This window comes from Paenibacillus sp. GYB003, from assembly GCF_036577625.1.
In the GTDB taxonomy this organism is placed as follows: Bacteria; Bacillota; Bacilli; order Paenibacillales; family NBRC-103111; genus Paenibacillus_AB.
Genome location: NZ_JARBDC010000005.1, coordinates 154,651 through 181,130, shown reverse-complemented (window position 1 = coordinate 181,130; position 26,480 = coordinate 154,651). Strand labels below are relative to the sequence as shown.

At 59.2% G+C, this 26,480-nt stretch carries 21 protein-coding genes; 15 read left to right on the top strand and 6 right to left on the bottom strand.

Annotated elements, in window-relative coordinates:
- Positions 1–184 precede the first annotated feature (184 nt).
- Entirely contained in the window at positions 185–2,215 is a 2,031-nt protein-coding gene (locus tag PV407_RS04240; RefSeq protein WP_332088624.1) for an ATP-binding protein, read from the top strand.
- 121 nt (positions 2,216–2,336) lie between these two features.
- Here the strand turns inward: PV407_RS04240 and PV407_RS04235 are convergent, their stop codons facing one another.
- On the bottom strand, positions 2,337–3,053 hold the full coding sequence (locus PV407_RS04235) for a DUF6483 family protein (RefSeq protein ID WP_332088623.1): 717 nt from the start codon (positions 3,051–3,053) through the stop codon (positions 2,337–2,339).
- A gap of 134 nt (positions 3,054–3,187) precedes the next feature.
- Here PV407_RS04235 and PV407_RS04230 point away from each other — a divergent pair, with 134 nt between their 5' ends.
- Positions 3,188–3,820 (top strand): DsbA family oxidoreductase, encoded by a 633-nt coding sequence (locus PV407_RS04230; protein WP_442951621.1) that lies wholly within the window; start codon positions 3,188–3,190, stop codon positions 3,818–3,820.
- A 92-nt stretch (positions 3,821–3,912) separates the two neighbouring features.
- Here the strand turns inward: PV407_RS04230 and PV407_RS04225 are convergent, their stop codons facing one another.
- A complete protein-coding gene (locus PV407_RS04225) occupies positions 3,913–4,209 on the bottom strand; it encodes a hypothetical protein (RefSeq protein ID WP_332088620.1) in 297 nt (98 codons plus the stop codon).
- 303 nt (positions 4,210–4,512) lie between these two features.
- On the opposite strand from PV407_RS04225, the gene PV407_RS04220 reads away from it, so the two are divergent.
- Complete coding sequence (locus PV407_RS04220) at positions 4,513–5,373, top strand: DUF72 domain-containing protein (RefSeq protein WP_332088619.1); 861 nt, start codon at positions 4,513–4,515, stop codon at positions 5,371–5,373.
- Position 5,374: 1 nt separating this feature from the next.
- Here PV407_RS04220 and PV407_RS04215 read toward each other — a convergent pair whose 3' ends face one another.
- The 3 genes from PV407_RS04215 to PV407_RS04205 all read right to left on the bottom strand — a co-directional run bounded on the left by PV407_RS04215 (position 5,375) and on the right by PV407_RS04205 (position 7,222).
- Entirely contained in the window at positions 5,375–5,851 is a 477-nt protein-coding gene (locus PV407_RS04215; protein WP_332088618.1) for a nucleoside deaminase, read from the bottom strand.
- Positions 5,852–6,005: 154 nt separating this feature from the next.
- A complete protein-coding gene (locus tag PV407_RS04210) occupies positions 6,006–6,191 on the bottom strand; it encodes a hypothetical protein (protein WP_332088617.1) in 186 nt (61 codons plus the stop codon).
- 5 nt (positions 6,192–6,196) lie between these two features.
- Positions 6,197–7,222, bottom strand: a complete 1,026-nt coding sequence (locus PV407_RS04205) for a DUF4062 domain-containing protein (protein WP_332088616.1) — start codon at positions 7,220–7,222, stop codon at positions 6,197–6,199.
- Between the two features lie 173 nt (positions 7,223–7,395).
- On the opposite strand from PV407_RS04205, the gene PV407_RS04200 reads away from it, so the two are divergent.
- The 5 genes from PV407_RS04200 (at position 7,396) to PV407_RS04180 (ending at position 13,272) form a co-directional block, all read left to right on the top strand.
- The gene (locus PV407_RS04200; RefSeq protein WP_442951619.1) at positions 7,396–7,674 is read left to right on the top strand and encodes a hypothetical protein; all 279 of its coding nucleotides are present in this window, start codon (positions 7,396–7,398) and stop codon (positions 7,672–7,674) included.
- Between the two features lie 192 nt (positions 7,675–7,866).
- The gene (locus tag PV407_RS04195; protein ID WP_332088615.1) at positions 7,867–10,335 is read left to right on the top strand and encodes a S1C family serine protease; all 2,469 of its coding nucleotides are present in this window, start codon (positions 7,867–7,869) and stop codon (positions 10,333–10,335) included.
- Positions 10,336–10,436: 101 nt separating this feature from the next.
- Entirely contained in the window at positions 10,437–10,706 is a 270-nt protein-coding gene (locus PV407_RS04190; RefSeq protein ID WP_332088614.1) for a hypothetical protein, read from the top strand.
- A gap of 12 nt (positions 10,707–10,718) precedes the next feature.
- Positions 10,719–11,711 (top strand): acrylyl-CoA reductase family protein, encoded by a 993-nt coding sequence (locus tag PV407_RS04185; RefSeq protein ID WP_332088613.1) that lies wholly within the window; start codon positions 10,719–10,721, stop codon positions 11,709–11,711.
- A 100-nt stretch (positions 11,712–11,811) separates the two neighbouring features.
- A complete protein-coding gene (locus PV407_RS04180; RefSeq protein WP_332088612.1) occupies positions 11,812–13,272 on the top strand; it encodes an HD-GYP domain-containing protein in 1,461 nt (486 codons plus the stop codon).
- A 19-nt stretch (positions 13,273–13,291) separates the two neighbouring features.
- Here PV407_RS04180 and PV407_RS04175 read toward each other — a convergent pair whose 3' ends face one another.
- Complete coding sequence (locus PV407_RS04175) at positions 13,292–14,443, bottom strand: AI-2E family transporter (RefSeq protein WP_332088611.1); 1,152 nt, start codon at positions 14,441–14,443, stop codon at positions 13,292–13,294.
- 461 nt (positions 14,444–14,904) lie between these two features.
- On the opposite strand from PV407_RS04175, the gene PV407_RS04170 reads away from it, so the two are divergent.
- From PV407_RS04170 to PV407_RS04140, 7 genes are all read left to right on the top strand, one after another.
- Entirely contained in the window at positions 14,905–16,248 is a 1,344-nt protein-coding gene (locus PV407_RS04170; RefSeq protein ID WP_332088610.1) for a hemolysin family protein, read from the top strand.
- A gap of 201 nt (positions 16,249–16,449) precedes the next feature.
- Entirely contained in the window at positions 16,450–18,561 is a 2,112-nt protein-coding gene (locus tag PV407_RS04165; RefSeq protein ID WP_332088609.1) for a multicopper oxidase family protein, read from the top strand.
- 139 nt (positions 18,562–18,700) lie between these two features.
- Positions 18,701–20,341 carry a PhoX family protein gene (locus PV407_RS04160; protein ID WP_332088703.1) on the top strand — a complete coding sequence of 547 codons (1,641 nt, stop codon included), beginning with the start codon at positions 18,701–18,703 and terminating at the stop codon, positions 20,339–20,341.
- Positions 20,342–20,562: 221 nt separating this feature from the next.
- Positions 20,563–22,800, top strand: a complete 2,238-nt coding sequence (locus tag PV407_RS04155; protein ID WP_332088608.1) for a helix-turn-helix domain-containing protein — start codon at positions 20,563–20,565, stop codon at positions 22,798–22,800.
- 236 nt (positions 22,801–23,036) lie between these two features.
- On the top strand, positions 23,037–23,975 hold the full coding sequence (locus tag PV407_RS04150; RefSeq protein WP_332088607.1) for an ABC transporter permease: 939 nt from the start codon (positions 23,037–23,039) through the stop codon (positions 23,973–23,975).
- 17 nt (positions 23,976–23,992) lie between these two features.
- A complete protein-coding gene (locus tag PV407_RS04145; protein WP_332088606.1) occupies positions 23,993–24,874 on the top strand; it encodes a carbohydrate ABC transporter permease in 882 nt (293 codons plus the stop codon).
- Positions 24,875–24,905: 31 nt separating this feature from the next.
- Positions 24,906–26,477: an extracellular solute-binding protein gene (locus PV407_RS04140; RefSeq protein WP_332088605.1), complete on the top strand. Its 1,572-nt coding sequence runs from the start codon at positions 24,906–24,908 to the stop codon at positions 26,475–26,477.
- Positions 26,478–26,480 lie beyond the last annotated feature (3 nt).

Below are 26,480 nucleotides of genomic sequence, written 5' to 3'. Positions count from 1 at the left end.
GGATCAATGCCGGCCGCCAAGCGCGGTCGGTTTTTTTCGTTTGCAGCCCGAAATATAGTTCTTTCGGCGGCCTTCCCCGCGCGGCAAAATGGGCCTTGTTCCCCAAGTTTCAGGGAAGAAGAGGTTGCGCTTCCGTGGTATAATACAGTCGATATCGAGGCTTAACGGAGAGAGGAACGAAACCATGCTGTTCGTGCTGATCGCCCTGTGGGGCGTCGGGATCGTGCTGCTGCTGACGGATGCGCGCAAAAGCTCGATTCGCTGGCTGAGCGGAGTCGCCTTCTGCGGCGGCTCGGGAGCGCTGTCGGCCGTCATCGGCGACAGTCTGATCCCTTACGCGATGGAGCGCCAAGCGGCGAACGGGCTGATCGCCCTGATGGAGCGAATCCGAATGCTGTCGTCGTTGCTTCAGTATTACGGCATGCCGTATACGTTCGCGATGTTCGCGATCAACTACAACCCGGCGTATATGACCCCGCGGCGCAAAAAAGGGCTGGCGCTGGCGCTGCTGCTGCCGATCGCGGCGACGCTCCTGTTCGTCCGGCCGATTCATCCGATTCCGTTCGGACTGACGGCGGCATGGGCCGTTCCGTATGTCGGGATCGCTTCCTTATGGGTCGTGTTCAAGCGCGAAACGCATGCGTCGCTGCGGCGAAGCGACCGTCTGACCGGGCTCGCCATCGTCCCCACGGTCCTGCTCTGCTCGGTTATGAATTACGTGCTGCCGAGCTTCGGGTTTGTCGAGATGTGGCGCCACAATACGTGGATTATCGCGTTCGCGGTGCTCGTTTTCGTCGTGGCCATTTTCAAATACGGCTTTCTCGGCATTCGCTTTCTGATCCAAACGCGCAAAATGGACGTATCGATCCGCGCGGTGACGTCCGGAACGGCGGTGCTGAACCATGCGATCAAAAACGACGTCGGCAAAACGAAGCTGTTCGGCGAAAAAATCCGCGCCTACGCGGAGCGGACGAATCAGCCGGAGCTTGCCGCCGACATCGGCGTCGTGCTCGCGGCGACGCGGCACATTCAGGAAATGATCGCGCGCGTGCAGGACCAGACGCAGGAGCTGGCGCTGCGGCCGGAATGGAACGATCCGGCGGCGATGCTGGAGGCGCTGCGCGACCAGCTGGCGGCCGATGCGGCGGCGGTGAGCATCCGGCTGGACGTGCCGGAAGGGCTGAAGCTGTATTGCGACCGGGCGCAAACGGCGGAGATGTGGAACAACTTGCTGACGAACGCGATCGAAGCGATGCCCGAAGGCGGGACGATCACGGTGAAGCTGTATGACACGAAAACGCATACGATTGCGGAAATCAAAGATACGGGGCCGGGCATGGACAAAAAGCTGCTGAGGCAGGCGATGGAGCCGTTTTTCACGACGAAGGGGGACCGCCGGATGAACTTCGGGCTTGGACTGTCGTACTGCTACCAAGTGATGCGCAAGCACGGGGGCGGGTTCGATCTGTACAGCGAGCCGGGCCGGGGAACGACGGCGGTCATGCGGTTTCCGCACCGGAAAAAAAGGAGAGAGCGTATGAACGTCATTCGGGTGCTGATCGTGGAGGACGATCCGGATTGGCTGCGGGGGCTGAGCGGCTACTTGTCGGCGGAGCCGGATCTGGCCGTCGTCGCCTGCGCGTCGACGCCGGAGGAGGCGGAGCGGGCCATTCGCGAGCTGGACTACGACGTCGTGCTGATGGACATTATGCTGACGGACGAAGCCGCCGGCATCGAGCTGGCGCAGCAGGCGCTGGCGCGCGGGTCGGCCAAAGTGCTGATGCTGACGTCGATGGGGCTGAAGGAGCTGATGCTCGATTCGTTCCGGGCGGGCGCGGCCGACTATTTGATCAAGTCCGATTTCGAGCGCATCCCGGGCGCGATCCGGGACGCCCATCGTAACGAGTCGCCGATCAGCCCCGCCGCGGCGGCGCAAATGCGCGAGGAATTCCGGCGGCTCGCGCAGCTCGAGCAGACGTATAAAAAGAAGGAGCTGCGCGAGAAAATAACGCCCTCCGAGCTTCAGGTGCTCGAGCTGATCGACAAAGGGATGTCGCAATCGGCGATCGCCGACAAGCTCGTCGTTTCGCTGCGGACGATCAAGGTGCATGTCGGCAACATTTTAAAAAAGCTGGGCGGCGGAAGCAGCAAGGACGCAGCTCGCAAAGCCCGCGAGATGGGGCTGTTCGAGCGGGAGGACGGGCCGGGAAGCTAGGGGCCGGCTCGTTCGCGCGCGATATCGAGCGTCCGACGGACGCCCGGACGGTTTAGGCCTACGCCCCTCGCGCTGCGGCCGCAGAAGCGCCGATCGGCCGCGCGTTCGCGGCCGCGGCTTTTTACAGCCCGATCCTTCGCTTCGCGGCCAACGCGCGCACATCCTCGAGTCCGTCGCGCACTTCGCCGATCGGCAGCCGTCCGGCCTCGAGCGCATCCTCCGGGAGCGCGAGCAGCCGCTCGTAAAACCGCAGCGCTTGCTCCAGCAGCGCCCGGCAGCCGTCCCGCTCCTCCGTCTCCTCGCCGGTCGCGGCGACTTGATCGCAGTCGTCCAGCAGCTCGAACAAAACGTCCTCCGCGTCGGCGAACCGTCCCGCCGCTTCGTAATACGGCCAGAGCAGCCCTTTCGTAGCGGCGGGCAGCTCGTAGCCGGCGAGCCGGCCGAGCAGCTCTTCGACTTGGCCCGGAACGTCCAGCCAATCGGCCGCTGTTTGCTCCCCGGCGGCCATCAGCGTTAAATTCAGCGCCTTCGCGTTAAGCCGGTAGCTGTCGCTCGGGCGGTCCAGCATGGCGTGCAGCTCGGCCTCTTCTTTCATCAGGCCGGCGATGACGAGCAGCTTCTCCGCGGACGCTTCGCCTTGGCGGTTCAACAAATCGATCAGGTCGCGCTCGGACAGCGCCCGAAGCAGGTTCGGATTCAAGCCGAACAACCGCTTGTACGTTTCCCCCACCAGCTCGAGCGCCTCCTGCGGCTTCAGCTGGCGCTTCAAGCCGAGCAGCACGCCCAGCGCTTGGCCGAACTGCTCGATCATCCGCATCACATAATCGTTCCGAAACATCGGGTTTCGACGCCTCCTTTGCGATCGTTCTATATTCGTTTACGTTAACTATACCATTACGTTTCCCGGAAACCGAAATTCGGGTACACTGAAGGTACGGAGCGCGATCGGATGCGACCCGGCGGATGGAGGCGATGCGGGTGATCATCGATATTTTTCAGGACAATGTATGTCCCTGGTGCCGAATCGGCGAAGCGAATCTGGAGCGGGCGCTGGCGGAGCGAGGCGGGGAGCGTCCGGTTTTGCGCTGGCGGGCGTTCCTGCTCGATCCGGGCGTCCCGGAGGAAGGTCTTCCTTTCATGAGCACGATGAAGACCAAGTACGGAGAGCAATTTTCGCGCGAAGGCATGCTCGGACGCGTCGCGGAGGCGGGGGCGGCCGCAGGCTTGAAGTTCGATTTCGACAAAGTCGAATATATGCCGAACACGCGGCTCAGCCACCGGTTGATCGCCATCGCTCCGGACGAATTCAAGTCGGCGCTCGTAGCCGCCCTCCATCGGGCTTATTTCGAGCAGGGCCGCAATATCGGGGACCGGGCGACGCTGCTCGCGATCGCCGAAGAGACCGGACTGGCGCCGGACGAGCTGGGCGCTCGTCTGGATCGGGGAGAAGGCGCCGCGCAGGTGGAGGAAGATTTGGCGACGGCGAAACGGATCGGCATTGCCGGCGTGCCGTTTTTCATTATCGGGGGCAAGTACGCCTTGTCCGGGGCGCAGCCGCCGGAATCGTTTCGGAAAGTATTCCGCCGACTGGAGGAAGAAGCGTAGCGTCCCGGGCCGGGACAAACGCGACAAAAGAAGGGCCGTGCGCGAGGAAGTCTCGGCACGACCCTTCTTGGCCGTTTGGGTTCGATCGATCGTTATAGCAGCAGCGATTGCTTGTCGAATTCGTCAAGGAGCAGCATGGCGCGCTCCAGATCGTTCTTATGAACGTTCAGCTTGACGGTCGTCCGGCCCTTCGCCGACGGATCGGTATGGGCGATGCCCATTCCGGCGGCAGCCTCCGACTTGAGCTGGCATTTGATGTTGTTCGTCTTCAAAAAGGCGTACTTGGCTTCGATATCTTCGGCATTGTCTCCGCTTCCGACAAGCAGCGTTTTCCACCCTTTGCCGCGCAAGACGGCCCATGCGACCAACAGGATTACAGCCAACGACATAATCATCCATCCCACGATCCAACACCACCTTCAATCAAATTGTCGGTACTGAGGTCTTCGGCTAGCGATTACGGGTTGTATATACAACGTTCGGCGGCGGGAGGGCGGATTATGGGGGTTCACCCGAAAATATTTTTAGAAAATTTAGATAATTTGTCCGCGGTTGTCCGTTTCGCAGGTCGGATCGGCATCGAAGCCGTTTCGCGCGAAGGGCGATGCGGCGGAGCGCGAAGATGAAGCGGGCGGGGCGCTGTGATACAATGACAGGAAAAGCGAGAAAACGCAAGTACGGAGGAGCATGCGATGATTCGGATCGGATTGGCGGGCTGGGGCGACCACGAAGCGCTTTACCCGCCGGGGACGGCGGCGCAGGACAAGCTTCGCCTGTACGCCAAAACGTTTCCCGTCGTTGAAGTGGACAGCTCGTTTTACGCGATACAGCCGCAGCGCAATTACGAGAAGTGGGCGCAGGAGACGCCGCAGACGTTCGGCTTCGTCGTCAAGGCGTACCAGGCGATGACCGGGCACCAGCGCGGAAAGCCGGCCGCCGGCGAATCGGCGGAAGCGACGTTCGCCGCATTTTGCGAGTCGATCGTGCCGCTGCGCGAGGCGGGCAAGCTGAAGGCGGTGCTGTTCCAGTACCCGCCCTGGTTCGACTGCACGCGGGCGCACGTGGACGAGCTGCGGCGCGCCAAGGAGCGGATGGGCGACGTCCCGCTGGCGCTCGAGTTCCGCCATCAAAGCTGGTTCGCGCCGGACGTGCGAGACAAAACGATCGCGTTCCTGAAGCGGGAAGGCTGGGCGCACAGCGTTTGCGACGAGCCGCAGGCCGGTCCCGGCTCGGTGCCGGTCGTGGCGGTGCCGACGCATCCGGAGCTGACGATCGTCCGGTTTCACGGACGCAACGCGGAAGGGTGGAACAGCGGCGGGCAGCCGAACTGGCGCGACGTCCGGTATTTGTACCGGTACAGCCGGGACGAGCTGACCGAGTGGATCGGTCGGCTCGCCGCCTTGGCGGAAGGCTCCAAGGAGGTCTGCGTGCTGTTCAACAACAATTCCGGCGGCGACGCCGCAGCGAACGCGCTGGAGCTCGCCGGCCTGCTCGGGCTCGGTTATCCGGCCTTGCCGGTCGTGCCGGTGCAGCTGGACTTGTTCGGCGAATAATCTAATATTCGGTCTTATGCTCCGACCGGGCCCACAGCTCGAACGGATTCGGCGCCCCGCGGTCGGGCGCGAGGCGAGCCATCGGCAGACGGCGGCCTTCGATCGGCTTGGCGACTTCCTCGTAGAGCAAGCTGTCGTCGAAGCCGGCGACGGCCGCATCGTCGCGGTCGAAGCCGTAATAGACGGAGCGCACTCTCGCCCAATACAAGGCGCCGAGACACATCGGACAGGGCTCGCAGCTCGTGTACACGTCGCAGTCGGTCAGCTGGAACGTGCCCAGGTTGCGGCACGCGTCCCGAATCGCCTGCACTTCCGCGTGCGCGGTCGGATCGTTCGCGGACGTCACCTCGTTCACGCCTTGGCCGACGACGCGACCGTCCTTGACGACGATCGCGCCGAACGGGCCGCCTCGCGTTCCTTTCGTATTGTCGCAAGCGAGTCGTATCGCTTCTTCCATAAAAGCTTCAGGCGTGTTCACCGGCAGTACCCCTTCCTAATTCGAAGTATCGTTTGTCGTAGCTTAGGCGGAATGCCCCCGAATTTATGCGCCGCACCCAAAATAAAGAGCCTTCCGCAGATGAAAGAAGGCTCGATGGACATGCTCGTTCTCGTTTGAAGTCCGCATGCCGCAGTCACGTTTTCAATTTGGCGAAAGCGTCGCGCGGATGAAGGAATATGGTAGGCATCGACGCCACCTTCCGAAACACGACGTCGCCCTTCAGCACGGACGGACCGCTCGTGAACAGCGTTGCCGACGGTTCCCCGGCTTTGCGTCTGGCGCGCGTCGGGGACGTATTCTCGGTATTGCGCTTCGTCATCGCACTCACACCCTTTCCAGAAATAAAGCCAAAATGCCGAACAGCACCTGATTATTGTTCGTAATCTCGTCGAGCACGATCCGCGAGTTGAACGCTCCGCGGCTTTGCTTCTCGAGGAAGCAGTGCAGGGTGACGATGAATTGCTTCGAAATCGGAACACAACTAATATATTCACGGAATCCCAATTTCTCGACTTCGAATAGCTCGGTTTTTCCGCTTAAATATGTTTGCGAAACGTAGCTCGACGTGTCGGTCACCTGAAACGACTCGCGGCCGCCCACGTTTCCCGCGCTGCCGAGCTTGACCAGCCGCTGGCCGTCGGCCGTCAGCTTGTACAGCGTCGCGCCGGTCACTTGGCTGAGCTGAATTTGCACGAGATGGTTGCGGATCACCCCGGTCTGCAGCTCCTGGATGAACACCGACAAGATGCGGGCGTAATCCGGCGAGGCGTGATCGCTGTTCTCGAGCAGCGAGACGAACAGCCGGTTGGCGCTTTCATGCACCCTGCTTGTCCTTATTATATCATGAATTTCCAGCGGATTCAGTCCCGTCCGCACATAATTTTTGAGCAATATCGACAATTGCGCGCGAATATAGGCGAAGGCGTCGTCGGAGCTGTCGAAAGGCTTGACGTTGCGGGCGAAATTGCTCGATACTTCGTCGATGAACTGCTTCAGCCCGGACTCGAGCGACGGCGAGTCGTCCTGGTACAAAATCCAGATCCGGTTCAGCACCATGACGAGCACCGGCTTGCCGGTCGCCAGCGCGTGCCGGTATTCGGCGTGCGTAATGCTGATGCCCCACTCCGGCACGATGCTGCCGTACCGTTCCCCGATCACGAGCAAGTAGACGTCCGATTTCTCGATCTCTTCCATGCAGCTCTCGACGATATTGCCGGACCCGGTGAAATTGAATTCGATCGATTCGGATACGACCGCATGGTGGCCGAGCATCGATTCGATTTGTCCGGCGAGGCTCGACCGGACGAACGCCAGATCGCGTATGGTCGAACTGATAAAGACCCGCAGCAAGGCAATCCCTCCCAACTTTTACATATTAGACGGGAAGGCGGAATATTCCTGCACGCGGGACAAGACGTATAAAATCGCGGCCCGATCGTCATAGTAAGACGTGAACCGGGCGTCAGGCCCACGTCCCGACCCGTATCGGGAACGGCCGGCGAATATACGAGGAGGTACGCATCATGAAATACGATTCCAGTCTGCAGTCGCAAAACCCGATCTCCCAGGCGCAAAATTCGGTGGAGTCCGCGCATCGGGCCGTCTCGCAGGCGCAGTCGCACCCGACGGAGCAGACGGTCGAACAGGCGGAAAACGCGCTCGCCAAGGCCGAGCGGGCCGTCGACCAAGCCGGCATGAGCCATAACGAGACGGCGGTCGAGATGGCCGAGGAGATGCTCGCGGAAGAGAAGCGGAAGCTGAACGGGCTGAAACGAAGCGGCCAAACGGAAGACGGCGAATAAGCGCTCCCCCCGGTTTGCCCCCGGGGGGCGGTGTCCGCAAGCCCGGAGTCGTGCGCTCCGGGCTTATCGCGCCGACGCGGAACCGGGACGTTCGGCGGCGTTCGGCCGCCCTCTTTCCCTATTGCTTCCTCTCATTGCCCTATGATAGATTCAGAGTGCACGGCCGCAAATATGGGGAGAGGAAGCGAATTCATGAAAAAGGGGACATTGCCGGGAAAAGCGCTGGTGCTGCTGCTGATCGCCGCTCTTGTCGGGGCCTTCGGCACGGCCGCGCCGGTATCGGCCGCGGATGGGGAAGACATTCCGGACGTCGTCCGGCAGGTGACGTCATCGGTCGTCGCCGTGATCGGGAAACCGGGAGAGGACGGGGGCAAATCGGCCAACCGTTTCGATTTGGCGCACGGGACCGGCGTCATCGTCCGTTCCGAAGGCTATATCGTCACGAACGCCCATGTCGTCAAAAATATGAGCAATATCGTCGTCGTCACGTCCGACGGCAAATCGTATCCGGGCAAAACGACCCACTTCGACGAGGAAAGCGATCTCGCGCTCGTCAAAATCGAGGCGTCGGGGCTGAAGGCGGCGGAATTCGCGGCTTCGGGCGACGTGAAGGTCGGCGAGACGGTCGTGGCGATCGGCACGCCGATTTCGTTCGCGCTGCGCAATTCGGTCACGGTCGGCATCATCAGCGGGATGGAGCGCTCGGTTCAATCGAAATACGAGCTGCTGCAAACGGACGCGGCGATCAATCCGGGCAACAGCGGCGGCGCTCTCGTCAATATGAAGGGCAAAGTCGTCGGCATCAATACGATGAAGTTCGTGGACAGCGCGATCGACAGTCTCGGCTTCGCCATTCCGGTCGATACGGTGCAATACGTGCTGCGTCATTTTTTTACATACGGCAAGGTGATGCGTCCTTATCTCGGCGTCGAGCTGGAGGAAAGCTGGGAGACGGTCGTCGGGCTGCCTTCCGAGGACGAGCTGCGGGTCGCCTACGTCGATCCCGACTCGCCGGCGGCGCTTGCAGGCATCAAGCAGGGCGACAAGCTGCTGAAGTTCGGCGAAACTTCCGTCAAGACGACGGTGCAGTTCAATGAATTGATGAAACACTATTTGCCGAATCAAACGGTGAAAGTAACGGTCGAATCGGGCGGCCGGACGGTCGAGCGCGAGGTGAAGCTCGGCGAAGAGGAAAGCGACGACGAAGGCTGGGTGAAGACGTCGGACGGCTCGTACATCGATTCGGACCGAGGCAAGACGCGAATCGGCGACAGCCATTACGGCTGGTCGCTCCATTACCCGGCCGGACTGATGAAGGTTCGCCAGTCCGAGGAAGGGGACGCGGTCATGTTCGCCGACGCCAAGGGCGAGTTCGCGCTCAGCATATCCGTGGAGGAGAAGCAGAGCGAGGATTTGTCCCCGGTCGGCCTGCTGCGCAAGGCGGCGGCCAAGTCGGGCGACATTTTGCTGGAAAAGCGTTACGTCGAGCAGGGCGACCATGCTTACGCGAAAGTCGTCGGCAAAACGTCCACGGGCGGCTACTACCAGACTCGGGCTTTTTTGAAGGGCGACAACATTTATTACGCGCTGCTGTACGTGCAGAGCGAAGACAATTACAAGAACGGGTTCAAGCCTAACATGTACGTCGATCTGCTCGACAGCTTCCGGCTGACGTTCGACGCGAAGGACGACGCGCTGAAGGACATTTCCGTTTACAAGGAAGGCGACGTCTCCTACACGAACGAATACGGCTTGTCGTTCGAGCTTCCGGCCGATTGGACCGAGAACGCGTACGCCGACCGGCCGACCTATACGAACAAGGACGAGACGGTGCAGGCGACCGTCACGGTCACGTCCGCTTCGTCGGGCGATACGCTGGACGCCTGGACCGGGCGCGAGCAGAAACGGTTCGAGGAAAGCTACGTGGAGAGCAGCCGCAAAGCGTCCGGCTGGCACGAGTTCGAGATCGCCGGAGGCGTGCCGGCGAAAGAAAACCGGTTCGCGTCGGCATTGGGCGACGAATGGGACTACCGGCATTCGATCTATTTCATCAAAGACAAATACAAATACGAGATCGCGGTCGAATACGGGGAAGACGAAGAAGGCTCCGACACGGAAAGCTTCCTTCGCAAGCTGAAGGATTCCTTGTCGGTGTCCAAGGATCGGATGAATCCGAACCTCGGCGTCATTCAGGACGAGAACGAGCTGCTCGATCCGAACCGGACGGTTACGGTCCGCAACGCCAAATACAAGTATACGGTGCAAATTCCGGAGACGTGGGAGCGGCTGTACGGCTATTACGGCAAGGAGGACGAGGCGGAAGCCGTTTATACGTTTACCGGCGGCGAGTTCGAAATTCGCGCCGACGACCGCGGCCGTCTGGACGACGCGGTGAAAAACCTCGAGCAATCGTACAAGAAGAGCTCCGAAAACGATGCGGAGTTCCGCTACGAGTCGACCGACGAAACGGTGCTCGGGCAGGAAGGGAAAAAGTTCACGGTCGTCTACAAGCAGAAGCAGGCGCCGTACGAGGAAACCGCGTACGTGTTCGCCAAAGGCGATATCGTTTATACGGTGACGCTTCGTCTCGATGACGCCGCGCATACGGAAGCCAATGCCGAGAGGCTCGAGAAGGCGTTCCGTTCGCTCGCGCTCGATTGACGGCAAGCCGGCGGCAAAGGGGGGATCCCGGGTATGAACGGCCCGGGCTCCCCGTTTACGCTATTTTCGACGAAAACGACGATCGAAAGGAGGGGCTATCGATGGATTGGACCATTACGGGGGCGGAGATGACGCACAGCAAGGAGGATGGCTATTCGGGCAAAGTCCGATTCACGCTCGAAGGGCATCGGTCGGCCTACGAAGTGACGCTGCTGAGCAAAAAAGGCACCGACTGGGACTACAGCCTGAGCTTCGCCAAGGAGTCCGGGAGCGAGCAGGAAATCGAGACCGCCGAGCGCCGGCTCGAGGAAGACGACGAGCTGTTCGACGCTTTGGTCGAAGCGGCCGTTCACGCGTCGCAAACGAAATAGGAGGGATGGGCGATGGAGTCGTTTCGGGCGTTTATCGTGGAGAAGGAAGGCGATCGCTGCGTCACCCGGGTCGGCGCGATTACGGAAAACGAGCTGCCGCCGGGAGACGTGACAATCCGGGTCGCCTATTCCTGCGTTAACTTTAAAGACGGGCTCGCCGTATTGGCTGACGGCAAAATCGTCTCCCGCTATCCGTTCATTCCCGGCATCGATTTGTCCGGCACCGTCGTGCGGTCCGACGACGAGCGGTACCGCGAGGGCGACCGCGTTCTCGTGACGGGCTACGGTCTCGGTGTTTCCCGCGAGGGCGGCTACAGCGAGCTGGCGCGCGTGCCCGGCGACTGGGTCGTTCCGCTGCCGGACGGGTTGAGCCTGCGGGAAGCGATGATCGTCGGGACGGCCGGCTTCACGGCGGCGCTGTCGATCGAGCGGCTGCGGGAGCAGGGCGTGCTTCCGGACCGCGGGCCGGTCGCGGTCGCAGGGGCGACCGGCGGCGTCGGCAGCATGGCCGTCGCGCTGCTCGCCGCGCTCGGCTACGAAGTCGTCGCGGGCAGCGGCAAGGCGGATGCGGCCGATTACTTGCGGGAGCTCGGCGCCTCGAGCGTCGTCTCTCGGGAGGAGCTGGCGGGGACGGTCCGCAAGCCGCTGCAGAAGGAGCGGTGGGCCGGAGCGATCGATCCCGTCGGCGGCGCCGGTTTGGCGGGGCTGCTTAGCGCGGTCCGCTACGGCGGGACCGTCGCGGTCAGCGGGTTGACCGGCGGCGCCGACGTGCCGACGACGGTATACCCGTTCATCCTGAGAGGCGTCAGCCTGCTCGGCATCGATTCGGTGCAGTGCCCGCGCGACTTGCGGGAGCGGATGTGGCGGCGGCTGGCGCGGGAGTGGAAGCCGTCCGGCGGGTACGAGCGGCTCGTCGCGGAGGAGACGGGATTGGACGGCCTGGCCCGTCCGCTCGCGGCGATCGTGCAAGGCGGGCTGAAGGGCCGCGTGCTGGTGAGGATATAAGTTTTTTGGCGGATTGACGCGGGCGGGCACTAGTCAGCATACCCGGAAGGTGTGTTAAAATAGGTAGAAGGATCCAGAGCGATAAGGGGATAGACGGCCTATGAAATTTCACGGTTTTGCCGGACCACTGCTTGCCGCCGCGATTCCGCTGCTGCTGTTTCAATTGTTGAGCTCGTGGTCGTCGATGGACGTGTCGATGCACCATCCTCGCGGCCACTTTTACATCGTCAGCTCGGTCGCGCTGCTGGCAACCGTCATCGCCCTGCTGGCGGGAGTCGCCGGAAGCCGGCTGCGCAACATCGAAGTCAGCTTCCTTTCGCTCGCCTTCATATCGCTCGCCGAAATGTTTACGGTTCACGGCTTCTCCACGCCGGGACTCGTCATGGGGCCTTCCTCCTTGACCGGGATATCCGCGCAGCTCAGCGTCCTGCTTGCGGCGCTCTGGCTGGCGCTGTCGACGCTGTCGTCGGATCATCCGGTCGTGGTCCGCTTATCCCGCTGGAAAAACAGCCTCGTGCCGGTCTGGACGATCGCGCTCGGCTTGTTCGCCGCCGCCGGGATCGCCTTCCCGGGCATCGTCGATATCGTCCCGTGGAACCGCAATCCGCTCAAAGCAGTCGTCGTCGTCGCCACGATCGCGCTCAATCTCGTCACGATCTATCGCTATTACCAATCGTACCGGTATTCCCGGTTTCCGCTGCAGCTGTCCATCGTCTACAGCTCGGCTTGGCTCATCGCCGCGCAGCTGATTATGGTGTCCGGCCAAACGTGGATGCTCAGCTGGTGGCTGTACCATTTCCTGCTGCTCGGCTCGATGATCGTCATGATCGTCGGTCTCGTGCTGCAGTACGCTTCCAAAAAATCGATCGTCGGGGCGCTCAAGGCGCTGTTCACGCAGGATCCGATCGAGCGTATTACGAACAGCATATCGCCCAGCGTGAAAGCGCTTGTACTGGCCACCGAAACGAAAGATTCGTACACGGCCGGCCACAATTTCCGGGTGACGATGTACGCGCTGCGGCTGGCCGAGGAGATGCAGGCGACGCCCGAGCAGCTGCGGGCGTTGGCGCAGGGCGCGATCGTGCACGACGTCGGCAAAATCAACGTGCCGGATTCGATTTTAAACAAGCCGGGCAAGCTGACCGACGAGGAGCGCGCCGTTATCGAGCAGCATCCGGTCAAAGGCTACGAGCTGTGCCGCAATCTCGGCTTCATGAAGGAAGAGCTGGAGATCATACGCCATCATCACGAGCGTTGGGACGGATCGGGCTACCCCGACCGGCTGCGGGGGGAGCAAATTCCGCTGCTTGCCCGCATTATCGCGGTAGCCGACGTATACGACGCGCTCACGTCGAACCGTTCGTACCGTCAGGCGCGTTCGCACGACGAGACGCTGACGTTTCTGATCGAACAGAAAGAAAAGCATTTCGATCCCGACTGCGTCGACGCCTGGGTGCGTCTGTGCGAGCGCGATCCGGGGGCGTACCAATACCCGGCGGCGATGATCCGCGAAGGCGGCATGCCCGCAGCCGCAGCCGTTTCCGGCGGCGCCGCCGTTTGAGCGGGGGCGGCCCCGCGCTTCATTCGCCGCCGCCCGGGCTCGGCTCGTACAGCCGCGACCGTCTCCGGAGCCAGCGGAACAGGTGGACGGCGACGACCTTCAGGATGGCGTAGCCGGGAATGGCGAGAATGATCCCGACGATGCCGAACAGCTTTCCGGCGGTCAAGATGACGAACAAGATCGTGATCGGATGGATGTGCAAGTTTTTGCCCATAATTTGCGGCGAGATGAACTTCCCTTCGACCAGCTGGACGATCGTCCAGACGACGACCATTTTCAGCAGCATGATCGGCGACGTGACGATGGCGATAATAAGCGCCGGCGCGATCGCGATGGCCGGCCCGAGATACGGAACGACGCTCGTGCATGCGGCGAAAACGGCCAGCACGAGCGAATAATCGAGGCCGATGACGAGATAGCCGACATAAAGCAGCAGGCCGATGCAGAAGCTGACGATAATTTGGCCGCGAATGTAGGAGCTGATCTGTTGGTTCATCTCCGACATGACGTCCAGCGTTTGACCGCGCAGCGCGGTCGGCACGAATTTGACGATATAGCGGGGCAGCCGCCGTCCGTCCCGGAGCAGGTAAAACAAGATGAGCGGCGTCATGACGACCGACAGCACCACCTCGGTGACCGCGCCGACCACGGCTCCGATGCGGGTCCAGGCGTTATTGAAAAAACCGGCCAAGTACCCCGCCGCCCGCTGCATATATTCGGCCGGATCGAAGCTGAACGTTTGCCGCAGCCGCTCGAACAGGCCGCTTCCGACGATTTCCGCGACCTGCAGCTCGACCTGCTTGCTGTATCTCGGAAAATTGTCCAGCAGGCTTTCGATTTGAACGCGGATGAACGGGACGACGATCGTCACGAGCAGGGCAATCAAGGCGACGACAATCAAATAAAGCAGGACGATCGAAGCCGATCGCCGAATCCCCCTTTTTTCCAGCAAATCGACGATCGGATTCAGCAAGTAATAGGCGATGCCGGTCAGCAAAACCGGCAAAAACATTGTCTTCACGAGCGCGATGACGGGCAAAAAAATGTACGATACCGTCGCATACACCCGAATGTTGAGCCCGATCAGCAGCAGGACGAGCAAGCTGAGCACGAACCGGTTGTTCAGGAAAAAGCGTTTGAACCGTTCCGTCCAAATCGTCGTCGAATTCATCCGTTCGATCGCCTCCGTGCGGATCTATCACTCTTGCTTATCGTTACAATCTGATGCGAAAGCCGTTTTTCCGAACGATTGCGCGCCGGCCGTTCCGCCCGAATAGCTTCGATCATAAGCTTTGCTTAACGTTATACAATTTATAAATTTTCGGGGAATAGGGGACGAAAAAAGTAAATTGTATACCAAGAATAAGCTACCGCTGAAACACGAATGCACATCGTCGAAAAGCTGCGATCATAAGCTTTTCTTATACAAATCCGAAAGCAAAACCGATTAAAGATTCAATAATAAACTGTTTTCGGCGAATTATCTGACTTTTCGTGCGGATATGACTCGATAAGAACGTTCGAGCGCTTTGATCTTTACTGACGTTTCTTTATAATGAATACTATAATGGTTCTACTTATACTATTGGGAGGTGAACCTGTCCGCCTCAAGAAAGGCGGGTAGGAACGTATTTGGAAAGTGACCCTGGTCCGATAATCCTGAATTTGTCCTTGGCGTTAGTTTTGGTGCTTCTGAACGGCTTTTTCGTGGCGGCGGAATTTGCCATGGTGAAAGCGAGAAGCAGCCGCATCGATGCTTTGGCCCTGGAGGGAAACATTAGGGCGAAATTCGCGAGCCGGATATTGGGCGACATGAACGCATATTTATCCGCTTGCCAGTTAGGGATTACGCTCACGTCGCTTGTACTCGGCTGGCTGGGCGAACCGACGATCGCCAGAATTATCGAGCCGCTATTGACTGAAATCGGAATGCCGGAAAGTGTTATTCATATTATTGCCTTTATTATCGGATTTACTATCGTTACCGCCTTCCACATTACGATCGGCGAGCAGGTGCCGAAAACGTACGCGATCCGCAAGTCCGAAGCGGTCACGCTATGGTCGGCGATTCCGATGATCGTCTTCTTCAAAATCATGTATCCGTTTATCTGGTTGCTCAACGGCGCTTCCAACTGGATGCTGCGCAAATCCGGGGTCGAGCCGGAATCCGAGCACGACGCGGTGCATACCGAGGAAGAAATTCGACTGCTCGTGAAAGAGAGCCACAAAGGCGGCTATATCGACAACACGGAGCTGACGCTCGTCGATAACGTCTTCGAATTTACCGAAACCGTCGCGCGCGAAATCATGATCCCCCGTACGGAGCTCGCTTGCTTGTACGCCGATCGCACGTTCGACGAGAATATGGAAATCGCCACGACGGAAATGCGCACGCGCTATCCGGTGGCCGATCCCGACAAAGACAATATTATCGGCTTTATTCACATTAAAGATTTGCTGAAGGCGAGAGACGGACTCGACAACATCCGCTCGATCGTTCGGCCGATCATGAGCATTCCCGAATCGATGCCGATCAGCGCCCTGCTGAAAATGATGCAGAAGAAGCGGACCGAGGTCGCGCTGCTCATCGACGAATACGGCGGCACGTCGGGACTTGTGACGATGGAAGACATCTTGGAGGAGCTGGTCGGGGAAATCCACGACGAGTTTGACGAAGAGCGGTCCAGCATCGAGAAAAAAGACGAAAATACTCACTCCGTGGACGGACTACTCCATATCGAAGAGTTCAACGACTATTTCGGGCTGGATATCGAAACGGATGATTACGATACGATAGGCGGCTGGGTCTATTCCCAGGTGGAAATCCCGCCGAAAAAAAATCAACGGGTGCAATTCAAAGGATTCGAGATGATCGTCGACGAAGTCGACCATATGCGCGTCTCCCGTCTGATCGTCCGCAAGCTGGCGGACGACGAGGACCGGATGGACGACGCGGCGATGCCGGTCGTCTCGTAACCGAATCGCCCCGAAAAGCTGGCTGACGAAGCGGCGCATGCGAAAGCGTGCGGCCGCTTCTTTCTCGTTTCGGGGCCGGACCTCCGCTAACCGCCGGCCCCGCCCTAGGACCGGCAGCGATCCAACCTTGCGACCGTGTCGGCGTTTTGCCGCCGCGAGTTACAATGTAGACGCCAATCAGGTTCGAGGAGGGGTTTCGAGATGTATTCGGTTGCGACGATGGCGGAATATTCGGCGGTGCTGCTTCTGCTCATCGTATCATGGATCGCCGGGGGGAAAGCGTCGAAGCTGCTGTTCAGCGGGTCGGTCGGCCGGCTTCGCAAGCGGGCGCGCGGCCTGCTGTTCTGGGCCGGGGGCGTCGCGCTGCTTACGTGCGCGATCATCGGCATAAACGCGTATATGGCGGCTTCGTACGATATGCTGTTTTGGATCGACCGGATCGCGGTGCACGATCCGCTCGTGGGCGTGCCGCTGCTTCTGCTGGCGGTAAGCGCCGTGCCGAAGCTCGCGAAGCTGCAGCGGGCGACGAAGGAGGGGGGCGACGGGCAAGCCGGTCCGCAGCTGCTCGCCGAGGCTTCGCACCCGGGGATCGTCGTCCCGTTTCAAATGTCGGCGCTCGGGGCGCTGACGACGTTTTATTTCGCAATGGTGCCGCCGGTCCCGTTCCGGTTGCCGGAGGTTGCGATTCCGGTTGCGCTGTACGCGCTGCTGTCGGCGCTGCTGTGGTGGCTGCATACGCTCCGCTCGCGCAAGGCGGCTCGCCACGAAGCGAAGTTCGCGACGCGCTTCTGGGCGGTACGGGTCGCGCGCAACGCGCTCGTGCTGGCCGTCTGCGGCGCGATCGCGTGGCCGTTGTTCGCGGCGGCGATGGAGCGAAGCCGGCTGCCGGCCGAGCTGGATATGATGGCCGGCGTCGCCGATTACGGCGGCGGAGCCGTATCGGCCGGCGGAGCGCATCATCATCATGCCGGCCACGCGGCCGTGCAAACGGCCGGCGCGCAGGGCGGGGCCGTTTCCGTCGACTCGCTCGCCGGGCCGCGGACCGGCAAGCCGGACCGTACGTTTGCGCTGACCGCCGAAAAAAAGAACGTGCAACTCAGCTCGGGCAAAACGGTCGAGGCATGGACGTACAACGGGCAAATTCCCGGCCCCGAGCTGCGGATGAAGCAGGGCGAGCTTGTCGAGGTGACGCTGACGAACAAGAACATCGAGGACGGCGTGACGATTCATTGGCACGGCCTGGACGTGCCGAACGCCGAGGACGGGGTGGCGGGCGCGACGCAAAACGCGGTCATGCCCGGCGAAACGTATACGTATCGGTTCGTGGCGGAGCAGGTCGGTACGTTCTGGTACCATTCGCACCAAAACTCCAAGACGGCCGTCGAGAAAGGGCTGTTCGGCGCCCTCGTCGTCGAGCAGAAGCAGCCGGAGCCGAACGTGAAGGATATCACCGTCATGACCCACGTATGGGAGGACGCCGGCTTCGCCATCGGCGCGTCGGATACGATTCAGCGCATGGCGATCGCGCCCGGCACCCCGGTACGGATGCGCCTGATCAATACGGACAATTGGGTCCGGCAAACGTATACGCTCGTCGGCGCCGAGTTCCAGGTCGTCGCCATCGACGGAACCGACTTGAACGAACCGGGGTCGCTGCGCGATACGCATCTGACGCTGACGACGGGCGGGCGGTACGACATCGCGTTCCGGATGCCGAACGGCCCCGTCTATTTGAGCGTCGGCCACAGCGGCATGAAGCTCGGCATATTCATGAGCCCGGACGGTCAAGGGGAGCCGCCGGCCATTCCGTCCACCGTGCCGTTCGAGCCGCAGCGTTACGGCCGCCCCGCGCCGACGCCGTTCGATGCGGACAGCAAGTTCGACCGCGAATTTACGATGGTGCTCGACAACAAGCTCGGATTTTACAACGGCACCTTCAACTCCAACTATACGATTAATGGAGCGATATTTCCGAATACGCCGATGTATATGGTAAGGGAAGGCGATCTGGTCAAAACGACGATCGTGGGTCGCGGCCAGGTCGACCATCCGATGCATTTGCACGGCCACCATATGCTCGTGCTGTCGCGAAACGGCGAGCCGGTTACCGGCAGTCCGTGGTGGTCGGATACGCTCGACGTGTCTCCGGGCGAAACGTACGTGGTCGCGTTCCGGGCCGACAACCCGGGCATCTGGATGGATCACTGCCACAATTTGGCCCATGCGGCCGTAGGGATGACGATGCATCTGGCGTACGAAGGCGTCACGACGCCATATAAGATCGGAAGCGCGACGAACAACCATCCCGAGTAAAACGACCGGCTTTTACAACTTCTTCATATGCGCGAAATATTCCGATTACATTTCTCGAGTATCGTGGACGTTAAGAGAACTCGTACAGGAGGAATGTTTCGTGGCGAAAAAGATCAACCGACGCACGTTTTTATCGTACATGGGTACCGGAGCCGCCGCGCTTGCCGCCGCTTCCGCGGGACTCGGCGTATTGGAGGGCAGCGCTTCCGCGAAGTCGCCGACGGCCGACCATTTATTCGGCTTCAAGACGAACAAGGTCAGCGGATATTTCGAGCCGATCGAGCCGTCGAAGGAAGATCGGCTGCTGCTTCCGAAAGGGTACAAATACGACGTCGTCGCCGCTTTCGACGATGTGATCAACGAGGCGGGCGAGAAGTTCGGCCAAGGCTCCGACTATAACGCCTACTTCCCGATCGACGGCTCGAACACGCGCGGCCTTCTCGTCAACAACCACGAATATACGAACATTTTCTCCATCGGACCGATCGCCGAGGACGGCAAATGGACGCGCGAGCAAATCGAGAAAGATTTGTATTACCAGGGGATGTCCGTCATCGAAGTGTATCAGGACGCGGACGGCGTCTGGAAAATGGATACGGCGTCCAAGTACGCCCGCCGCATTCACGGGAAAACCCCGTTCGAGCTGACCGGACCGGCCAGAGGGAGCACCGCCGTCGGGTATGCGACGAAGGCGACCGGCACGTTCGCCAACTGCTCGGGCGGCGTGACGTTCTGGAACACGGTGCTGTCGTGCGAAGAAAACTTCTCGGAGACGGCCGAACGGGCCGGATTGCCGCTTGCGCATTACGGCTGGGTCGTGGAAATCGATCCGTTCGACGGCAGCTTCTTGAAGAAGCATACGGCGCTCGGCCGGTTCAACCATGAGAATACGGCGATGGGCAAGACGGCCGACGGCCGCATCGTCGTCTATATGGGCGACGATAAGAAGGACGCGTGCGTCTACAAATTCGTAAGCGCGGGCAAATACGACGAGTCGAAGGGGCGCGCCAATTCCGCGCTGCTCGAGGACGGAACGCTGTACGTCGCCAACCTGAAATCGGGCAAATGGGTGCCGGTAACGTACGAGGCGATCGCGAAGCTGCTGGAAAATCCGAACTACAAAGCGCCGACCGGCGTCAAAGGAACGCGGGAGGAGCTGCTCGCGAAGTTCAAAAACCAGGGCGACGTCGTCACGAACTGTCACGAAGCGGCGCTGATGGTAGGCGGGACGCCGACCGACCGGCCGGAAGACATCGAAATTTCCCCGTTCGACAATACGGTGTTCGTCAGCCATACGAACAACGACGCGCACGGCAACATTCACGGACACATCACGCGCATTTTCGAAAAAGACGACGATTTGGGCGCGACCGAATTCGACTTCGAAATTTTTATCGCCGGCGGCCGCCAATCGGGCTTCAGCTCGCCGGACAACCTGGCGTTCGATTCGAGCGGCAATTTGTGGGTCGTCACCGACATTTCGTCGAGCAGCCATAACAAGGGCGTCTACAAAACGTTCATGAACAACGGTCTGTTCGTCGTGCCGACGCACGGGCCCGCCAAAGCGGAGGCGATGCAGTTCGCTTCGGCTCCCGTCGAGAGCGAGCTGACCGGTCCGTTCTTCACCCCGGACGAAAACACGCTGTTTTTGTCCGTGCAGCATCCGGGCGAGATGACGACCGATCTGAGCAAGCCGACCAGCCTGTGGCCGCATCGCGAAGGCGATACGATCGCCAGGTGCGGAGTCGTGGCGATTCGCGGCTTCCGTTTCGGCGTCTAATTCCCGCCATGTCATCCCCCAAGAAGCATCCGACCGGACCCGAGGGCCGACGCGGATGCTTTTTTGTCGTCCCGAAGCCGCTTGAAACAGCCTATTCATCGCGCGGGGGGGCTGGTACAATGGATTACAAATGATGACATCAGGCAGGGATGAAGGCGGGTCGTCCGGGCTCGATACCGCGGGCGCTCCGCCTGCCGACACGAAGAGGTGGTTCCGCATCCATGAGCTTCAAGAAATGGGCCTATCCGGCCGGGACGAATAAGCTGTATTTTCGCATCTTGTCGTACTTTTTATTTTTGCTGGTCCCCACGGTCGTCATCGGCTCGGCGATTTACGCGGCGAATATCGCGGTGTTCAAGCGGCAGACGATCGACCGAATCGATGCGAACCTGATTTCCTCCTCGAAGGCGATCGACAACATGCTGCGGACGACGGAACAAACCGGGATGAACGTGCTCATGAACGATACGGTGCAGCGGTATTTGGTTCCGTACGACCGGCAAAGCGTCAACGAGAAGGAAAAAATCCCGAGCATCGTCAAGTGGCTCGCCGTAAGTCGCAACATCGTAAGCCCTTATCTCGACGACATGTTCGTCTATACCGATCGCGAGTGGGTATACAAAAGCGACGGGGTCGAAAGCTTTTCATCGTTTTTCAATCAATTCAGCCGGTTCGAAGGCTACGGGGAAGCGTATTGGGCGGACCTGCTGGCGAGCGACTTCTCGTTTCGCGTGCTCGAGCCGACGAACGTCCGCAAATCGTTCAAGGACGGGAGCGAACCGGTCGTTCCGTTCGTGCTCTCCCAATACATTGCCGGAAACCGGGTCGTGCTCGTCGCTACGATATCCGCCTCCAAATTGAATCAGTTTCTGATCCAGAACCGAGCGGTCGATTCCAGCGAGTTCCTCGTGACGGATCAGCAGCATCGCGTGGTGACGGGCTCGCCTTCGAATCTGCAGCCGGGCGTTTTGCGACAGCTGACGGAAGGGCTGCGGGATCGGGATTCCGGGTATGCCGAGCTGAAGCTGAATAACCGGCGTTCCGTCGTTACCGTGAACCGTTCGGAATACGGCTGGCACTATTACTCGATAACGCCGACCAGCGAATATACGAAGCTGGCAGGCGGCATCTTGTCGTTGATCGTATGGATGTCGGTCATTTTGACCGTGCTGGGCGTGCTGTTTTCCTTCGTATTCAGCCGCAAGCTGTACAACCCGATCCGCAACCTGTTGGACGCTCAGCATCGGCGGGAGAAGTTTTCCGGCGAATTTTTGGAAAATGCGTTCACTTACGTGCTGAACGGCAGCCCTCTCAGCAAGCACGAGGCGCTTATGCACGAAATCGGCTTCGAGAGCGGACGGTATGTATGCGCTTGCATCAAATTTCATTTCAAGGACAAGTTTTACGAGGACATCCAGGACACGGATCGGCTGCTCATATTGGAAAATATGAAAAAGATTATCCAGGGCATTCTGCAGCGGCATATCTCCGCCTATGTGATCGATGTTCAAAAGAACCTGTACGCGGCGATGATCAATCTGAAACGGGAGGAAGACCGTTCCGCGCTCGACCGGGCGCTCGCGTCCTTGCTGGAAACGTTCGACTATGACACGAAATATTGCAGGCTGGTCGTCGGAGTGGGGAATGCGTACGAGCAGATCGGCGATTTGGCCAAATCGTACGGAGATTCCAGGATGGCGCTGGCCAAGGCCGACGAGACGGCGGACTGCCAAATTATCGACGCCTCGCGCTTCCCGCTCGGGCAATACTATCAGTTCGGCTTCGCCGAGGAGCGGAAAGTGATCAACGGCCTGCGCGGCGGAGATATGGCCGTGCTGGAAGCGGAAATACGCGCCATCGTCGACCTGAATGTGGAGAAGGGCACGTCCAATTGGTACATGAATTTGCTGCTCGTGGAGCTGTACCATATCGGGGTCAAATTTTTGCTCGAAAAAGGGATCGGTCCGCAGCGGATGCTGACGGAGCGCGATCATCTCATCCTGGTCGGCAAAGCGTCCCAGCTGCTCGACCTGCAGGAGCACCTTGCGCTGCTGCTCCGCTTTTTCCGGGAAATCGTCGAGACGGCCACGACGCAGGAGGATAACAAAGCGGCCAAAATCGTCGCCAAAATGGTCGCGTATATCGACGCCAATTATCGAAGCGATCTGTATCTCGAGTCGATCGCCTCGGAAATGAATTTGTCCGCGAAGTACGTATCCAAGCTGTTCAAAGAGTCGACCGGAACGAATATGACCGAATACATCCATATGAAGCGGATCGCCGAAGCGAAAAGACTGCTCGGCTCGACGACGATGAAGAACGAAGAAATCGCCGAAAGCGTCGGCATCGTAAGCCGATCCACCTTTTTCCGGTTGTTTAAAAAGTACGAGGGCGTCACCCCCCAGGACTACCGGAAAATGCTCCAGGACGGCGCCGTCACAGGCGATGAACCGATCTGAGACCGGGAAGGAAAAACGAGACTGCCGGCCGCAAGCGGGAAATTGAGACCGAATGCTCCGTACTGACAATAGGAATGGACGGACGCTTCCGGCTATGCTTGGGGTGCAACGACTACGGTACCCCGGGTACGGAAAGGAGCGTCAGCCGGATGATTGTCCGACATTTCAAGAATCGCGTTCTTTAATCGGGAACGACAACTTGTCGCATGTGCGAGTATTCGATTGGAGGCTTGCGAGTGGGCGGCGCACAACATGCCGGGGGCATTCGGTCAACCCCCCATTGGAAGAAGCAGCTGAGAAGAAGCAAGTATTTGTACGCCATGTTTGCTTTACCGGCAGCATATTTCGTTTTATTTCACTTTATCCCGATTTTCGGCAACGTTATCGCGTTTCAGGATTACAACGTGTTCAGCGGCTTTATTAAAAGCCCCTGGGTCGGTTTCAAGCATTTCAAGACGTTTCTGTACGATCCTTACTTTTGGAAGCTTGTGCGCAATACGCTCATGCTCAATTTGTACGGGCTCGTCTTTAATTTTCCCGCGCCGATCGTGCTGGCGCTGCTGCTGAACGAGCTGCGGGCGAACGTTTTCAAGCGGTTCGTGCAGTCGGTCGCCTATTTGCCCCATTTTTTGTCCACGGTCGTCATCTCCGGCATGATCGTCAATTTTTTGGCGATCGACGGCGTTCTCAACCGGCTGGTCGAATGGTTCGGCGGCCGGCAGCTGCAATTTCTGATCGAGCCTTCGTGGTTCCGTACGATCTATACGGCGTCGGATATTTGGCAGCAGGTCGGCTGGGGAACGATCATTTATTTGGCCGCGCTGACCGGCATCGATCCGCAGCTGTACGAAGCCGCGCGGATGGACGGGGCCAACCGGTGGAAGCAGATGCTGCACGTCACGCTGCCGAGCTTGTTCCCGGTCATTACGATACTGTTTCTGCTTACGATCGGCAACTTTTTGTCCGTCGGCTACGAGAAAATATTGCTGCTGTATAACGGCTCCACGTACGAAACGGCGGACGTGATCCAAACTTACGTATACCGGAGAGGCCTGCTCGGCAGCGATTTGAGCTTCGCGGCGGCGGTGGGCGTATTTCAATCGGTCGTGGCCTATATCCTCGTGGTCGGGGCGAACCGGTTCACGAAATGGCTGGGTGGGACGAGTTTATGGTGAAAAACGGGAGTCCGGTCGTGTCTCGCTTCGGTAATAAGAACGTTTCGCTATTCGATCTGATCAACATGGTGTTCATGCTCGGCGTCGTTTTCATCATGCTGTATCCGCTCTATTACATGGCCATTGTGTCGATCAGCGCAGGGGGACCGGTTTCCCGCGGAGAGGTCGGATTTTATCCGGTGCAGCTCTCCTTGAAAGCGTACGAAATCATTTTCTCCAGCGCTCCGATCGTGCAGGCTTATCAAAACACGCTGCTGTACACGACGGTGGGCGTGGCGATCAATCTGATCATGACGGCGCTTTGCGCCTATCCGCTGTCCCGAAGCCATTTTTACGGCAAGCATCTGTTCGCGATGCTGATCGTCTTTACGATGTTTTTCGACGGAGGCATGATTCCGCGATATTTGGTCGTCGACAGTCTCGGTCTGCTCAATTCGCTATGGGCGATCGTGCTGCCGCCCGCGATCAACGTGTTCTACATGGTCATGATGCGAACGTTTTTCCAGGCCATCCCGGAAGCGTTGATCGAATCGGCGCATATCGACGGGGCGAACGATCTTAAAGCGTTCGTGAAAGTCGTCGTTCCGCTGTCGGCGCCGCTCATCGCCACGATGATTTTGTTTTACGCCGTCGGGCATTGGAACAGCTTCTTTTCCGCACTTATTTACTTGAACGAAAGCAGCAAGTTTCCGATCCAGCTCATCCTGCGGAACATCGTCATTCAGGGCGATATGTCGGCCCAGTCCACGGAAATGAGCGGCGTCGTCGGCACGATGGTCGTCGATCAAAATATTAAATACGCGGTCGTCATGATCGCCATCCTGCCGATTTTGGTGCTGTATCCGTTCCTGCAAAAATATTTTGTCAAAGGCTCGATGGTCGGCTCTTTGAAAGGGTAACGCAAACGAGAAGTGAAAAAGGGGTGCAGCCATGAAACTGAACAAACGGTACGTTCCCGCGGCGCTGAGCGTATTGCTGCCGGCCGCGGTCGTTATGTCGGCCTGTTCCGCGTCCAAGGGGACGGACAAACCGGCCGGAGACGGTTCCGACGCTTCCAAATCGGCGAATGCCAGAACGATAACGGTGATGCGAAGCGACAGCTCGATCCAGCCCGTATTGAAAGATTCTCCGGCGCTGAAGCAAATTTTGGCCAAAACGAACGTGAAAATCAATATGGAAGGCGTGCCGAGCAGCGATTACGAAGCGAAAAAGAAAACGCTGATCGCCACCAACAATATACCGGACGTGCTTCATGTCACCCGCGCGGATATTACGAACTATGCGGGAACGGGCATCTTCCTGAACTTGTCTCCGCTGATCGACCAGTACGCCCCCAATTTCAAGAAAAGGCTGGAGGCCGAGCCCGAGGCGAACAAGCTGAAAATCGACGGCAGCTTGTACGGGTTTCCCATTATGGCCCGAAAATCGGTCGCCGCCAACGTCGGCAGCTTTCCGATGATCCGCACCGATATTTTGCAGGAGCTGAACTTGCCGACGCCGACTACGTTCGAGGAGCTGTACGAGGTGCTGAAGGCGGTCAAGAAGGCGTATCCGGATTCGTATCCCTGGACGATGCGCAGCGGCTCCCAGTACAATTTGCGGTTTCTCGCCTATGCGTTCGGGAGCGGGTTCTCCATCTATTACGAGCCCAAACAAGATAAATATTTGTACGGTCCGGCTCACCCGGAGTTCAAGGAAGCGATCGCGTATCTCGCCAAGCTGTACAAGGAAAAGCTGCTCGACCCCAACTTCACGAACTTGACGGCGCAGCAATGGCAGCAAAATTTAAGCTCTGGGAAATCGGTGTTTTTCTACGACAATTACACGTTTGCCGTCAACTTTAACGCCGCGCTGAAGCAGGCGAACCCGAAGGCGAAGTTCGACATGCTGCCGCTGTTCAAGAATTCGGCGGGCCACAAGCGCAACTATATGGATAACCCGTCCAGCTTCAACTCGTACGCGATCAGCAGCAAAATCAAAAATCCCGAGGAGATCGTCAAAATGTTCGATTGGATGTATTCCGACGAAGGCGCGGACATTACGAACTTCGGCGTCCCCGGCGAGCATTTTACGCGGTCCGGCGATAAGGTGACGATCAGCCAAAGCTTGCTCGACCAGTTCAAGGATAAGCAGGATCCGTACCGGGCGATGCAGTCGTTCCTCGGAACCGGGCTGCTGGCGTTCAGCACGTTTACCGACGATACGCCGATGCTGACCATATCGCCGCCGGAGCTGAAGCAGTGGTCCGATACCGTCAAGCAGCAGAAGGACCGCAAGGAAGTGGTCGAGAAGCCGCTCGACCCGCCTTTCAACGCCGAAGAGATCGAGAAGCTGAAGCAGCTGACGACGAAGGTCGATACGGTCGTCACCCAAAACATCGACAAGTTCATTCTCGGCAGCCGGCCGCTCAGCGAGCTTGACGCCTTCGCGAAGGAAGTCGCCGCCAGCGGCTCGGGCGAGATCGAGGACATTTACAACAAAGCGTGGAGCAGAATGAAGTGAGGA